7 protein-coding genes are annotated in these 15496 nt (G+C 51.1%); all 7 read right to left on the reverse strand.

Features of this window, described 5'->3' with window-relative positions; genetic code table 11:
* Positions 1–3 precede the first annotated feature (3 nt).
* On the reverse strand, positions 4–1758 hold the full coding sequence (locus L0Y31_RS00695) for a DUF885 family protein (protein WP_407084051.1): 1755 nt from the start codon (positions 1756–1758) through the stop codon (positions 4–6).
* A gap of 78 nt (positions 1759–1836) precedes the next feature.
* Positions 1837–4089 carry a S9 family peptidase gene (locus L0Y31_RS00700; protein WP_234737088.1) on the reverse strand — a complete coding sequence of 751 codons (2253 nt, stop codon included), beginning with the start codon at positions 4087–4089 and terminating at the stop codon, positions 1837–1839.
* Positions 4090–4364: 275 nt separating this feature from the next.
* Positions 4365–5948 carry a RagB/SusD family nutrient uptake outer membrane protein gene (locus tag L0Y31_RS00705; RefSeq protein ID WP_234735145.1) on the reverse strand — a complete coding sequence of 528 codons (1584 nt, stop codon included), beginning with the start codon at positions 5946–5948 and terminating at the stop codon, positions 4365–4367.
* A gap of 104 nt (positions 5949–6052) precedes the next feature.
* Positions 6053–9049 carry a SusC/RagA family TonB-linked outer membrane protein gene (locus tag L0Y31_RS00710; RefSeq protein ID WP_234735146.1) on the reverse strand — a complete coding sequence of 999 codons (2997 nt, stop codon included), beginning with the start codon at positions 9047–9049 and terminating at the stop codon, positions 6053–6055.
* A gap of 501 nt (positions 9050–9550) precedes the next feature.
* The gene (locus tag L0Y31_RS00715; protein WP_455432033.1) at positions 9551–13336 is read right to left on the reverse strand and encodes a PVC-type heme-binding CxxCH protein; all 3786 of its coding nucleotides are present in this window, start codon (positions 13334–13336) and stop codon (positions 9551–9553) included.
* A 17-nt stretch (positions 13337–13353) separates the two neighbouring features.
* The gene (locus L0Y31_RS00720; RefSeq protein ID WP_234735148.1) at positions 13354–14475 is read right to left on the reverse strand and encodes a Gfo/Idh/MocA family oxidoreductase; all 1122 of its coding nucleotides are present in this window, start codon (positions 14473–14475) and stop codon (positions 13354–13356) included.
* A gap of 54 nt (positions 14476–14529) precedes the next feature.
* Positions 14530–15435 carry a sugar phosphate isomerase/epimerase family protein gene (locus L0Y31_RS00725; RefSeq protein WP_234735149.1) on the reverse strand — a complete coding sequence of 302 codons (906 nt, stop codon included), beginning with the start codon at positions 15433–15435 and terminating at the stop codon, positions 14530–14532.
* Positions 15436–15496 lie beyond the last annotated feature (61 nt).

Consider the following 15496-nt stretch of genomic DNA (forward strand, 5'->3'; position numbering starts at 1 on the left):
CCCTTAACGCGATGCCGTTCCCGACGGTACGTAAAACCGCCAGTTCGCCTTGTAATCGCGCTTTAGTTTTTGGTTCGTCATCACCGCCCGAATCATTTCTACCGGCAGGGAATTCTGCTGCATGATGCTATCGTGGAATTGCTTGTAGGTCATTTTTCCACTGTCAACCAGCTCTTTTTTTAGCGAATAAAACTGAAACCCGCCGGTCATGTACGCCAGCTGGTAGAGCGGCTCGTACCGCCCCGCGAACGAACGACGCACCTCGCCTTCGGCATTGGCTCGTTCGTGTCCTACCCGATCCACCAGAAAATCAATGCATTGCTGAGGCGTCCACTTGCCGAGGTGATAGTTCAGGGAAAAGATAATTCGCGCGCAGCGGTGCATCCGCCAGAACAGCATTCCAATCCGATCTTCGGGCGATTGGGGAAATTTCATGTCCCACAAAATCATTTCCCAATACAACGACCAGCCTTCAGTCCAGAACGGGGTTCGGAAGCGGCGGTAGGTTTTGTACCGGTTGTTCATGTAGCCTTGCAGGTGGTGCCCCGCAATCAGTTCGTGGTGCACCGTTGCCCGCGAAAAATGCGGGTTATTTCCGCGCATACTCATCAGCTTGTCCTCTGCCGACATGGTGTTGGTCGGATACGAAATACTGATGGCTTCGCCACCCGTAAAGAACGGATTGACCAACTGGCGCTCGGGCGTCATCATAATCATCCGCCAGGTTTCTTCGGCAATCGGCGGAATCGTGATCAGGTCTTTTTCTTTCAGAAACGCCACAGATTCATTGTACAAACGCAGAATCAGTTCGGGCTGCTTGCCGGCGGGGACAATCGTATTTTTGACTTTTTCCTGAGCTGCTTTCCAGTTATCGCCAAAACCCATTTCCCGCGTTGCTTTCAGCAATTCGCGGTCGCACCAGGCAAATTCGCGGTTGGCAATGTCGATGAGCTCTTCGGGCGTATACGAAATGTACTCGAATTCTAGCTGCCGAATTAATTCATCCCGCCCTACTGAAACGCCTACAATGCCGCTGCCATCATCTTTAGCGGGTGCCGCTGGCTTTCCTTTTTTTGCAAATAACGCCGCATAAGCGCCCAAGGCTTCGTCCAGTTTTCGGTACGGCTCCGGCACCCACCACGTAAACATTGGGTCGTAGCCATTGTAAAATTCATAGACACTTTTCAAGGCCGACTTGAGTCCATTGGCGGTCCCTTCGGCGCGCTGGGCAATAATCGGATCTATTTTTTCTAACTTTTCAACGGTTTTCTGGGCCTCGGCAACTTCTTTGGTCAGCTTGGCTAGGTCGGCAGCTACCTGCTCGCCGTTCATGGCAATGCCGCGCCGACGCTGCTTTTCGAGAGCGTACATACGTTCCGCAAAGGGAAACCAGGCTTGGGTTTTGGCCACCTCCGCCGCTTCGATATCCAACTCGCGTAAGTCCATCTGGAGTGTCCGCTGAAACAGCACGTAATCCACCTGACTGTCTACTGGCAACTTGTCGAAATCCACGCTTTTCAACTGCTGCATGTACTCGTTGTCCAGCTTCTTGAACCGTTCGCGACGTTCGGGCGAATTCTCGACGGTGTAGAAACGCGTGAGGCTTCCCCGGTCCGCGTTGTACTGCGTCATGAGGTTGTGTACTTCGCTGGTTTGCAGATACAGCGGGCTAATCGAAGCGGGCTGGGCCGCCACTTCCGACGTTGTTCCTGCCAAAAAGACAAGCAGACCAAAGGCCGACGTTTTTAAATAAGACATGTTGATGAAGTGTTTTTTCACAATGTTAGGTGGTCCATTTCACATTCTGACTCAGGTTAAGGGCCTTGCACTCGGTACTTATTTGGCGCTGATCGTTCCTTTTGTTTCTTTGAGCAGCGCGGTCCAGGACGGCGGCTCGGTATTGAGCAAATGACGGACAAAGAAATCCCGCCGCTTGCGTTCGCCGAAATCGCCACCAGACGAATGCCCAACGCCGGGCAACGTCACCAGTTCAAAATCTTTGTTGGCCTTGATCAACGCATCCGCCACCTGATAGGTCGAAGCCGGGTCCACGTTATCGTCAACCTCGCCCACCATCAGCATGAGCTTGCCTTCCAGTTTGTGCGCATTGGTTACGTTAGAACATTCGGCGTACTGCGGTCCAATCGGATAGCCCATCCATTGCTCGTTCCACCACATTTTGTCCATGCGGTTGTCGTGGCAACCACAGGATGACACGGCCACTTTGTAGAATTCCGGGTAAAAAAGCAGCGCGCCCGCCGAGCTTTGTCCACCCGCCGAGGTACCGTAAACGCCCACCCGGCTAATATCCAGCGCAGGGTATTTTTTGGCCGCCGCCTGCATCCACAGAATCCGGTCGGGGAAGCCCGCGTCTTTCAGGTTTTTCCAGCAGACATCGTGGAACGCCTTCGAGCGGTTCGAAGTACCCATACCATCCATTTGCACCACAATAAAGCCCAGTTCGGCCAGTTCGTGCATAGAACGGTTGTTCGTCAGGAACGTTTTAGGCGTAAATGAGCCTTGCGGACCTGCGTAGATATTTTCAATAACCGGGTATTTTTTAGTCGGATCGTAATTGGTCGGGCGAATGATAACGCCCCAAATATCCGTTTTTCCATCGCGCCCTTTGGCCGTAAACACTTCGGGCGTTTTCCAGCCTGCTTTGTTCCATTCCGTAATGTCGGCTTTTTCCAGGTCCATGATCACCGCGCCCGTTGACGTATTGCGCAGCACCGTTACCGGCGGCAGATCAACGCGGGAGTAGGTATCGACAAAGTACTGATAATCGGGCGAAAACGTAGCGGTGTGGTTGGCGTCTTCCGTAGTGAGCGCCGTTAAGTTGTTGCCATCAAAGCCGACTTTGTAATAGTGAATCAAATAGGGGTCCTGTCCGGGATTTTTACCACTGGCGGCAAAGAGAATGGTCCGTTTTTCTTCGTCCACCTTCACCACATTCCGAACAACCCAGTCGCCTTTAGTAATTTGCTTTTTAACTTTTCCGGTTACACCATCGTACAGATACAGGTGATTCCAGCCGTCCCGCTCCGAGGCCCAGATGATTTCTTTCCCGTCGGCCACGTCGTAACGGTAGCGCTTTCCGCTGTAGTCGATGAAGGTTTTGTTCTGCTCATCGACCAGTGGCCGCACCGCCCCGTTGGTGGCGTTTATTTCCAGAATCCGGTAAACCTGATGACCCCGCTGGTTGTATTCAAAGGTGGCCGCGCGGCTGTCTTTCCGCCACTCGATGCGCGACAGGCTAAACTGGTGATTAAACAACGCATCGTCTACCGGAATCTGCTGCTTCGTATCCACCAGAAAGAGCTGCGGGCGACGAACGGGCAGGGCATCACCGGGTTTCAGATACTCTCTATTTTCCAGTTTAGGTTGCAACTGATCATCCGGCGACGAGCGAACAAAGTAAATCAGGTGTTTTTCGTTGGGACGAACTTTGTTGGTAATTAACTTTTTAGAATCGGGCGACCATTGGATATAACCCGAATAATAATCCCCTTCAGAGCCATCAAAACTAAGTTGCGTGTCTTCGCCCGTCTTCCGCGAATGCAGGTAAACGTTGTTGTTTTTCACGAAAGCCGTCCAGTTGCTATCGGGCGAAGCGACGGGTTTGCCACTGCGTTCATCCCGGCCCGCGCCCCAATAACGCCGGTCGGTTGGCTCCGCCCGGAAGGGTCCTTTTTTACTAAATGCAAACGTTCCTAGCACATACTGCCAAACAGAGCCTTCGGCTTCAAACTCCACCTCCTGGTCGTCTTTCCCAAACGTAAGCGTCGTGAAAGGCAGACTGTACGGCTGTATCTTTTTGCCTGTTGCTTCACCGAGTTTATTGGCCAATTGCTCGTGATCGAAAGCCAGCTTCCGGGTCTTGTTTTTGGGATCAACCACCACAAATTCTTTCCCCCGACTCGTTTGCACCGTATACCAGCAACGTTGGCTGCTGGGCGTCCAGTTTATGGTTCCCGGTGTGTTGTAGATTTTGTCTTTCAGCTTGTCTTTCAAGGCCGCCGACCGCTGGTAATCTTCCAGCTTGCCCTGAGCCAGAAGTGGTTCAGCGATGGGTAGTAAAGCGGCCATTACCAGCCCCGCAACAGCAACTTTTCGGCCAAACTGTGCTTTGGTCTGCTGCTGTTTCAATTCCAGCCAACGGATTGATTTCATAGGTTATTCGTTTTCTTAATGACTCTTTTAGGGTATATAGATCTACCTTGAGTAATACTGAATTTGCTCCGGTTTGATTTATGAAGTAGAGTAGCCTGCCAGGGCGGAGCGATTAACCCCAGCAAGCTACTCGGTCTGTAAATACGCTTTTTCAGGCTATAACTGTCTAAGCAGCTTGTCCAAGATAGGACTTAATAACCTGTATTTTGCTTTAGGTTTGAATTTTTATTCATCTCCGCATCCGGAATGGGGAACAACTTGCGGAAGCTACCATTAGGTCGGTGCTGGAACCAGGTTTTGGTATCAAACACCCCGAACCGGATCAGATCCATCCGACGGTGCGCTTCGGCAGCAAACTCCCAGCCCAGTTCATCCAGAAAACGACCGTATTTAATGTCATCCCCGCCTTGTGGCTCCGTTACTTTCCCGGCCTGCACATAGCCGTACTTATAAACGCTGCCTTTGGTTAAATCAGCGCCCGTTACTGCTGCTTTAGCCGGAGTCGTCGTTTCGAAAGCCCGCTGCCGAACCTGCGTCACCAGTTTGGCGGCCTCGTCGGCCTGTCCTTTGCGCAACAGACATTCGGCTTTCATCATCAAAATATCGGCATACCGGAAAATTGGAAAATCGTTGCCGAGAGCACTTCTGGCCCCTTGCTTGATTTCGTATTTTCCGATGCGGTAACCTTCGTTTTTCTCCGTTTTCTCAATTCCCTGCACAAAATTAACGTAGTCGATCACCAGAGCACCGGCGGGGTCATATTGCTTCCCGGCAATCCAGGTATCTTTCAGGCGCGTATCTGCCGCATCGTATGTATCGATAAACTGCGGCACGGCGCAATTTCCGCCCCACGGTTGCGCAATCATGCTCAGTACGCGCTGGTGGCTAGGGTCCAGCGTTTTCATGTGAATTGTGTTTTCTGCCGCGAGAATTTCGTCGTAAGGAACCGCAAAGATTAGTTCTTTAGAAGCCTCATTAGCTGTTTTGAAGATGTCCCGGTATTTGGGTTCAAGGACATAAACGCCTTTGTTGATGATGGCGTTGCAGGCGGCGATGCATTTGTCCCATTCCGGCGTTCCTACGTATACCTCGGCATTGAGATAGGTACGGGCTAGTATGGCTCCCGCCGCCCACTTGTTGAACCGGCCATAAGTCGTTTTATCAACGTTTTCGCTGAGCAGACCCATGTTTTCGGTCACCTCCTTGATCACGAAATCATACACTTCTTTCCGGCTGCTCTGCTTGGGTAACTCCGTCGCTTTGAAGTCGGTGACAATCGGAACATTTCCGTGGTTGTCGAGCAGGATGGAGTAATAGAAAGCCCGGGCCACTTTCAGCTCAGCCAGGATCGCTTCTTTGCCAACCGTCACCGGAATATTGCCGGATTCAATCTGAAAGATAACCCGGTTAACGGTATTGATGCCGGTATAGCAATTCCCCCAAAGGACATTCGGCTGGCTTTGCAGGGAGGTCCACTCGTGGCGGTGCATCCGCTGGTAGGTTCCGCCATCGTACCAGCCGTTGGGCCGGGCAGGGGTTACAATGATATCCGCCGGTTCTTCCTGCACGTCAAAATAGCCCTGCCAGCCCGCCATCATGGGCCGTAAATTTGAATAAACCGGCGCAATAACCGATGGCAAGTCGTTCGCTGTCGGAAGGAAGTTTGACTCAACTACCTCGGAAAACACTTCTTCGCCCAAATCCGTACAGGAACTTACCAATGCTGCGACACTCAACGTAGCCGCGAAAATATAGGGTTTAATGATTGTTTTCATCTAAAATGGCTCACCCCTGGCCCCGCTTCGCAAGAAGCGGGGAATGTTCATGGCTGGAGTGCATTTGTTTAACCATGACCGTTTTAAAAACTAGATGAGTATGCTTAGAAACCGAGATTAACCCCCGCCGTGAACGTACGGGTTGTCGGGTATTTATCGCGTTCGTCATTACCCGGACTCAAACCTGAGCGGTTAACTCCTTCGGGGTCAATACCTTTGTAACCCGTTATGGTCAGCAAGTTCAATCCAGATACGTAAAAGCGAGCACCGCGCAACCATTTCGTTTTGGCTATTTTTGGTGTGTAGCCCAGCGTCACGTTGTCAATTTTCCAGTAATCGCCATTCTCAACGTAGTAGTCCACGTACGCCAAGTCATTGTTCAGGCGGGTTTTGCCGAAGACAGGATCGAAAGCCGATTTGAGCATGTTGTATTGCACCACTTTCGGGTTTTCGTAGAACATGCGTTGGAAGTTCAGAATCTGGAAGCCAAAAGCGCCCCGCATCGTCACGTTCAAATCGAAGCTCTTATACTGAACCGAGTTGTTCCAGGCCAGAATGTGCTTTGGCAAGCCATTTCCCAGAATTTTCTTGTCGTCGGGTTTGGCATTTTTAATCGGAATAATTTCGCCTTTGGCACTTTCAACCAGCCAGCGGCCATCCGCGTCGATGTCTACCACTTTATACCCAAAGAAATTACCGATAGGTCCGCCAATCTCCACGCGGTGGGTCGATTCCTGCACGGGCTCGCCTGTCCCACCCGTCAGGAAGAAGTTGTTGGTTGTTCTGAACTGGTCGTTCGAGAGCGATACCAGCCGGTTGCTGTTTGTGGAGTACGTTACGTTTGTATTCCACTGTATGGCGCTATTTTTGAACGGTACGATGTTTACCAAAGCCTCAAATCCTTTGTTCTGAATCACACCCACGTTGGCCTGGATGGAGTTGAACAGATAAGGCGGTACGGGAACCTGGTAGTCCCAAAGTGCATCTTTGGTGGTGCGTTGGTATACATCGATGCTACCGCTGATCCGGCTGTCGAGCAACGCAAAATCAAGACCGACGTTAAACTCTTCTTTCCGCTCCCAGCGCAGATCCGGATTGGGGTTCCGCACGGGTGATAGACCCTGAATCCAGACGCCATTCGACAGGAAACGTGAGCCGTAGTTAAGGCTCGTCAGCGACTGGTACGAGTTGTCAGGAATGACACCCGTTATCCCGAAACCACCCCGCAGTTTCAAATCGTTGAACAGCGTTACCCCTTTCATAAACTCTTCCTGGTTGATGCGCCAGCCCGCCGATATGGCCGGGAACCAGCCCCATTTGTGGTTTGCCCCGAATTTCGAAGAGCCTTCGCGTCGTACGCTGGCCATCAGCATGTACTTATTGGCCCAGTTGTAATTGACCCGACCGAAGAAACCGATCAGTTTCCAGGAGCTTTTGCCGCTGTTCATCACCGCTTCCCCTCTGGACAGCGCATTGCCGCTTTGCATCCGGTTATACGAGTACAAATCCGTCGGAAAATCCCAGTTTTGCATGTAGAAGCTTTCCACGTCATAATCCTGGTAGCTATACCCGCCAAGGGCCGAAATTCGGTGATTACCAAAGGTTTTGGAATAGTCTGTTGTAAATTCCGTCAGGTTGTCGTTCCAGGCATCCGTGCCGCGTGAGGCGTAGCCATTACGGCCATTTTTTACCGTCGATACGTGCCGCTTCGATTCGGCGTACCCTCTGATTTGCGTGAATTTGTTGCCCGAAACGAGTAGTTTGATGTTCAGGTTATCAATCGGCGACCAGGTCAGGCTTCCGTTTAAACGCAATTCGCGGTCTTTGTTCTCCCCCGAAGACTCATTGATATAGGCCACCGGATTGTCGTAAAAATAACCATCGCGCTCAATCCAGCCCCGTGCATTTCGCACGCTATCCGTTGGATTACGAATTACCGCTTGTCTATATACGTAGTTATTAAAACTGCTGCCGTCGCCGCCTGTCCAGTAGTTTCGCGATCGGCTGATGGCGCTCAGGTTAGCCCGCAACCGACCGTCGAACATGGAGTGGTTTACATCGACGCGACCCGTTACCTGCTTGTTATCTGACTTCAGGAAAATTCCCTGCAAATCGCGGTAGTTGAGCGAAGCCGTAAAATTCGTTGTTGAATTGCCACCCTGGAAGGTCAGGTTATGCACATGGCTAACCGGCGTCCGGGTAATTTCCTTGAACCAGTCGGTTGACCCTCCGTAGTTTACGAAATTAACGCCTTCACCGATCAGGCGGCGGTAATCGTCACCCGTCAGGAATTCAGGTCGGCGGGCAATGCTTTGTACGCTCAGATACCCATTGTAGTCAATGGTTGACCGGGAAGCGCCGCGATTCTTTTTCGTGGTAATCAGAATAACCCCGTTTGTTCCCCGCGTTCCGTAAATGGCTGCTGCCGACCCATCTTTCAGAATATCAATGGATTCAATATCTTCAGGCGCAACGGTGTTGAGGTTACCGGGAATACCATCGATCAGAATCAGCGGTGTGGTCGAGCCTTTTAGGGAAGTAATGCCGCGCAAACTGATTTGGGTATTGGCCGTTGGGTTACCGCTGGGCGTCGAAATGGATAGCCCCGCCACTTTACCCTGAATGAGCTGAGCCGGGTCGCGGGCGAAGCCTTTGATAAAGTCTTCGGATTTAACGCTGGCAATGGAGCTGGTTACGTCGCCCCGCCGTTGTGTACCGTATCCAACTACTACGACTTCGTCCAGCTGCTTCTGGTCACGGGCCAGCACCACATTCACAAGTGTCTGACGGCCAACGGTGATTTCCTGCGTTGTATACCCAATAAAGCTAAATTTCAGCACACCGCCGTCGGGCACCGACAATTGGTAAGAGCCGTCGCTGCCGGTTACCGTTCCGGTAGTTGTGCCTTTAATGATAATGCTCACACCTGGCAAAGCTTCGCCATCATCGGAGGTTACTTTTCCGCTTACCCGCACATCGGACCGGATGGGTTTTGCAATTACGCTGTTTAAGTGCCCAGGTAAACACGTATCCACCATTAGCAAGCCTGCGATCAGGCAAACTTGCTTGCCGAACAGGTGCTTTCGTAGTAGTTTTCTCATGGTGATTAAGTAAAGATAAAGGTTAATGCGATCGAGGCTATGGTCAAATTTTGGGCAAAAAGATGCCTGCTGAAAAACAGGGAGTTTTCAGAACTGAATAAATCGTCTATTCTGGCTTACCAGAATTAAGGCACTCTTAACGGAAGGCAGGGTTCTTTCACAGATTGACGTAGTTAGAGTTTGGAATAGTATAGGCACTATCGCTCCGTACACTGCTTTATTGAAAAGCAGGTTTCAGGCTCAGCGAGAGCTAGTTTGTAACGGGCGTTACAGGTACTAAAAGCGTTATTTACTGCGCTATTGACGCTTATCAAATATCTCCAAAAGCGTTATTTTATGCTCCTTAAAAATTAGCAGGTTCTAATATTATTTTACCATTAATAATACAATACGGGTCTTTTTTAAGAAAAACCAATATGATGTTGCGCGCATTCGGTTTATGGCAATAAAAAAGCAACCCCCGTTTCCAGAGGTTGCTCATTAGGTGAGTCGATGAAGGGTTTATTTAGAATCTGCCTTCTTCGCTGTTTCAGACTGTACTTTCATCACCCCATTCATTAGGCGCCAGTGGCCTGGGAAGGTACAAACGAATGGATAATCACCCGTTTGGGCCGGAGCTGTGAATTTAAGTCGGTACGTCTGGTCGGGGTTAACCAGCGGCGTAGCCGCCAATATTTGCGGAATGGAAGGCACGTAGTTTTTCTCCGCACCATCTTTTGCCGTAATCATCTTATCTGCTGCCGCACCGATTACCTCCATTGTTTTTGGCTTTCCAATGACGAGGTTATGCTGCATCGCATCCGGGTTTTCAAATACGATCTCAACTGTTTTACCCGCCAGAACCGTGAATTCTTTCTTGTCGAATTGCATGGCTTCCCGAACCGCTTTGATGCGAATTACGATGGCATTTGGATCATCTGCCTCCGCAGACTTAGCGCCCCAGGCCTGCAATACACGACCTAAACGCTCGCGCGTATCATCGGCCATTGTTGCATTGTTCAGGCTAGCCAGGAATTTCTTATCCGCTTCGTTCACAGTTGCTTTCCGGCGTGGGTTCCAGCCGTCGGCCACCCCTTTCACCAGTGCCTGGCTGTAAGTAGGGCTTAACTGCTGGGCTGTGCGCAGAATGGCAATAGCCGAATCAACCGGAGCGACCGAAACAAACGTACGAATAGCCCGTTCTACCGCATAAGCAGTCAGATTATCCGGTGCTTTGTACGTTACTTTTGTCATCGCCGTGTTGTTGTTCTCGTTCATCTCGGGGATTACATTGTCCCGGTCAACAACCGCGACCACGTTGAACGTACCCGGTTGATCGGAATTGAACGTAATGGCTCCTACCCACGGACCGTTGTTTCCCTGCTCGATGGTTACTTTTCCACCAGCCGGAATTTCGTTGGCAAACACCTGGCTGGTCAGGTTGATCAACCGGCCACCACCCTGAATCCGGATGTTCAACGGAGTAATCGTTCCTTTTGGAACAGCAACACCTCCCCGGTTTTCAATATCGAAGAAGAACCGAACGTTTTCCCGTAGCGACGGCTGGGCAGGATCCATGCGGATTCCAGTAATGACCAGATCCGGTTTGTCACCGCTGGCAGCAACGCTTGCTGTGTTCGCTGTTGAAGCCATTGAACCCGATCCTGTTGTCATTTTGCTGTGATCATGACCAGTCATCGATTCTGCGGATTTAACCGCCGGTGCTTTTTTCAGTATTTGCGCCAGGTATTCTTTCCGCAATTTTCCGTCATGGCTGTTCAAAACCACGGCGAAGGCTTCCGGCATCCAGCGATCCTGTACCTCTTTTGCATTTTCGAAACGGGCCAGAATGGCTTTCTCCGACGCAGGCGTCAATGGCATTTCCGAGAACGCCAGCAGTGAGTTCAGCACGACTAAAGGCTCTTTGTCTTCCATTACATTGGCTTGCAATAACGAAGCAACTGCGGCTTCGTTGCGTGGCAGTACCTGCACAGCCGTTTTCCGAACACCCGGACAGGCATGTTTCAGGGCCGACGTTGCCGCCTCCAGGGCCGACGCATCAGCGCCATCCAAGGCACCAATGCCCTTCAACGTCCATAGCGCATGAATCGCAGCAGGATTGATTCCGATTTCGTCCAGTGACTGATTTTTTACCAGTTCAATTAGCTGAGGAACCACATCTTTCTGACCACGCTCTACCAGTAGACGCTGGCCAGCCTGACGCCAGAACATGTTATTGCTTTTCAAAGCAGCTACCAGTTCCTGCGGGCGATCTTTGCTCAGGCTCATTGGCTTGTAAGCCGGTGCCTTGTTGTATGCCACCCGGTAGATTCGTCCGTGCGTGAAATCGCGCAGCGGCGTTTCGTAGGCGTTTCCAGAGCCGTTCGTAGCGCCTCTAGGTGTTGGGTTGTGCTGAATGATGTAGCTATACCAGTCGGCAATCCAAACGGCTCCGTCTGGGCCAACTTCGGCAAAAACCGGAGCAACCCATTCGTCGGCACCCGCCAACAAGTTGAAGCCCATGGCATCCTCGAAGTTCGTGCCTTTTTTCTCCATCACGTTCTGGTGGACAATGTGCCCCGTCGGTTCAGAGACGAAAGCTACTTTGTTCCAGTATTCTTTCGGGAACGAACGTGCGGTATAGAAGTTATGACCCGCTGCCGCCGTAAATCCGCCAAATACGTCAACCTGACGTACTTTTTTCGTGATTGGCTGCATGTCTTTGTGCGTATCCGTGCTCCGGCTTCCGTTGTCAAAACCCGGCATAGAGATGAAATTCCGGTGCGGAATGGCCATGTACCAGCCGTGCGAGTTGTTAGCGGTTGAGCCAAATACGTCGCCCGTTTCGTTGAAGGCCATACCCCAGGTGTTGTTCGACGTGCTGGTTACGTATTCCAGTTTCGAGCCATCCGGCTTAAAGCGGAAAAGTCCCTGACCAAATTTTAGCGAATCGGCGCCAACTTTACCATTGAAGCCTGAATAACCAACCGAGCCCCAGATCCAGTTATCGAAACCATAATGCAGGTTCGATGGTCCCGCGTGCGTATCAAACGTTCCGAAGCCAGTGAACAGAATCTTCTTCTCGTCAGCTTTGTCGTCGCCGTTAGTATCTTTCAGATAAAGCACGTGCGGTGCCTGCGAAACGATCAATCCACCGTTGTAGGCTACCATACCCGTCGGGATGCTTAAGCCTTCAGCGTAGTTAGTAAACTTATCGGCCTTGCCATCGCCATTGGTATCTTCGCAAAGCACAATGTAATCGCTACCGCCTGTTTCTTTGCGTTCGTTCGGATAATCTTTCGTAATCAGAATGTACAACCGACCGCGCTCATCCCACGTCATGGCAATGGGGTGCATCACGTTTGGCTCGTGTGCAAACAGTTCCAGCGTAAAGTCGGCTGGTACCTGAATGTGCTTCAACGACTCTTCGGGTGACAGCGGTAATTGCTGCATTTGCGCACCAGGGCGTTTTTCGTAGTTTGGCAGATTAGCCTCTTTGTACGCAAACGGCTGTGGGTTCAGCGCATCGTGCAGGGCTTTCACCTTATCACCTACCGCCCACAAAACGCCACGCTCCATCAACTGCTGGAAATCAACGTTATCCCAAGTACGTTCGTCGTGACCATAAGCCGTGTAGAACACCCGACCTTTGCCATACGTCCGAGTCCAGGTATACGGTTCGGTTTTCTGACCGGGCTTGTCTTTCGCCTGATCCGCTTTGATTTCCCGTTCAGCCAGGACGTTGTTGTCGGCCTGAAGTTTCTCGTGCAGATAGGTTTCGTCGAAGGCTTTGAACGACTTCAAGCCCATCATGATCGGGTGGTTTGGTTGCAGCGTGGTTGTCTGGATGGTATCCATCCGGTGCCGCCAGAACTGCCCACCAACCATTTTTACATACTCCGCTGAATTGCGGAAGCAGTACGAAGCACAGTGAACCGGGATAAGACCTTTTCCGGAAGCCACAAAATCAATCAGCGCCTTTTCAGGAGCTGGTGGAATGCTGTCCCAGTTGGCATAAATCATCAAACCGTCGTAACGGGCCAGATTTTCTGCGTTGATGTCGTTCAGGTTCTCCGTGTAGGTCAGGTTGATTCCTTTATCCCCCAAAGCCGCCATCAATGAAGGCACCCGTTCTATGGGACGATGGTGTCCCCGGTCGCCCAGAAACAGGATTTCAACGCGACGGGCCGATGGGCTTGCTTTCGACAAGCGCCCCGCATTGCCCTGCTGCGAGCCTCCCTGCCTTGTACACTGCGCCAGCAGTCCCGTCAGGCAGAGAAAAAATAAAATTAACTTCCAGCTTTTCATATAGGGAGGGTTATTCATTATAAGTTCTGGTAATCGGGCAGGTTCATCAGCTTGCCGCCCTGCATGGCCGATTCGTGCGCCAGAATCCCTACGCTTGTCCAGTTAGCTGACTGCCAAGCATTTGGGAATGGGTCACGGTCTTCAATAATGGCCGACACAAACTCATGTACCAGGTGCGGGTGCGATCCACCGTGGCCGCTGCCCTGTACAAACGACAAGTGCGAGTTTTCATCCAGATCATACACCCCTTTGGTTGTAAAATCGCTGATTTCGCTCGGCAGCAGATGACCGTAATCAGGCACTGTCACCCGCGCAGGAATTTCGTGCTCTTCTTTTTTCGCCGTGTGAATCACCGCTTCTTCGCCTTCAATCAATGGCCACTCAAATGATTTTTTAGAGCCATAAACTTCAAAGCTTTCGCGGTACTGACGAGCCACATCAAACAGGGACCGATACACATTGGCCGACAAATCCGAATCCTTGAATTTGATATGCGCCGACTCAATGGCAAACGGTGAGTTATAATGCTTGATCAGTTCTTCGCGGATGGTTCCTGACCCGAAGCAGGATACGTATTCCGCTTCGAGCTTCAACAGACCGGCCACGGGGCCAACGCAGTGCGTCGCGTAGTGCATGGGCGGCAGACCTGGCCAGTAACCCGGCCATCCATCCATGTCCTGCTGGTGGCTGGCTTTCAGGAACTGAACTTTACCCAGTTCGCCTTTTTCGTATAACTCTTTGACAAACAGAAACTCACGGCTATAAACCACCGTTTCCATCATCATGTATTTTTTGCCGGACTCGTTACAAGCCCGCACGATTTCTTTGCATTCTTCAACAGTAGTTGCCATCGGAACAGTACAGGCAACGTGCTTGCCAGCGCGGAGGGCTTTCAGGCTTTGCTCAGCGTGGTTGTGAATTGGTGAGTTGATGTGTACCGCATCGACATTAGGATCGGCCAGCAATTCATCATAATCCGCGTAGCGTTTCTCCACACCAAAAGCATCGCCAATTGCATTTAGCTTTTCAGGCGTGCGCTGGCAGATGGCATACATATTGGCATTTGGATGCCGCTGATAAATGGGAATAAATTCTGCCCCAAAACCGAGGCCAACAATGGCTATATTAACAGAGGACATAAAGGGATTAACAGTTGGGGATTGAAAAGGAATTATACATCAAATGCGTAAAAACTACAGTGACTTTTCGGTGGCGTGGTTGGTTTCTAAAGCCAGTCCATTTTCCGATGCCGCGAGCGTTTCTAGTTTAGCCTGCATCAGGGCCAGTCCGTCGGTGGCTAATTGTTCCTGTGATTCAAACATCTTCCGAACAATGTGCGCTGCCGCAGCCAGATCAGGCGGGGTTAAGCCAAACGCCTCAATAGAGATGGTGCCTTTGTAATCAATTTCGTGCAACACCCGAAAAATGGCGTCGAAATCAACCTGGCCTTGTCCTGGTGTTGACCGGTCATTCTCCGAAATCTGAACGTGTGTCAGGTAAGGAGCGCAGCGGCGTAGGGCTTCGGCCTGGTTTTTCTCTTCAATGTGCGCGTGAAACGTATCGTACATCAACCGACAAGCCGGGTGATTAACGGCCTCCACGTACCGAATCAGTTCGTCGGCACTGGTCAGGAAAAAGCATTCGAAGCGGTTCAGGTATTCCAGAGACAGCGTAATGCCCTGCGTACCGGCATATTCGGCAATTTCGCGCATGCCTTCCACAGACCACGCCCACTCCTGCTCGGTAGCGGGTTTACCCGTGAAAGTTTTGAAGCCTGAATGATACGGCCCGGTCAGGACCGTTGCGCCCAGTGCTTTGGTACAATCTACTACACCTTTGATGCGCGCGACAGCCGCTTCCCGCACAGTAGCATCGGGACTGATCAGGCTAAATTCCGGCCCGGCAATCGAACAGGCCACCCGCTCCAGACCCAATTGGTCTAACTGCTTACCCAGACGCTCCCATTTCGGGACATGAGTATCACCGATGGGAACCTCGACAAAGTCATACCCTGCCTGCTTTAAAAACAGAAGCGTATCCGACAAGTCTTCCTCCATGGTTGTTGTCCACAGAAAAAGATTTATTCCTAGCTTGTTCATATAAAATCACGGAAAAGTAGCACAAACCTAACAATTATCTGCCTCTTTAGCTTAGCTTATT

Origin of the sequence: Tellurirhabdus bombi (genome assembly GCF_021484805.1) — a bacterium.
GTDB classification, from domain to species: Bacteria; Bacteroidota; Bacteroidia; order Cytophagales; family Spirosomataceae; genus Tellurirhabdus; species Tellurirhabdus bombi.

Coding starts and splice junctions, on each gene's coding strand:
- L0Y31_RS00705 (WP_234735145.1), bottom strand. CDS start 5,948: ATGAAAACAATCATTAAACCCTATATTTTCGCGGCTACGTTGAGTGTC.
- L0Y31_RS00720 (WP_234735148.1), bottom strand. CDS start 14,475: ATGTCCTCTGTTAATATAGCCATTGTTGGCCTCGGTTTTGGGGCAGAA.
- L0Y31_RS00695 (WP_407084051.1), bottom strand. CDS start 1,758: ATGTCTTATTTAAAAACGTCGGCCTTTGGTCTGCTTGTCTTTTTGGCA.
- L0Y31_RS00700 (WP_234737088.1), bottom strand. CDS start 4,089: ATGGCCGCTTTACTACCCATCGCTGAACCACTTCTGGCTCAGGGCAAG.
- L0Y31_RS00715 (WP_455432033.1), bottom strand. CDS start 13,336: ATGAAAAGCTGGAAGTTAATTTTATTTTTTCTCTGCCTGACGGGACTG.
- L0Y31_RS00710 (WP_234735146.1), bottom strand. CDS start 9,049: ATGAGAAAACTACTACGAAAGCACCTGTTCGGCAAGCAAGTTTGCCTG.
- L0Y31_RS00725 (WP_234735149.1), bottom strand. CDS start 15,435: ATGAACAAGCTAGGAATAAATCTTTTTCTGTGGACAACAACCATGGAG.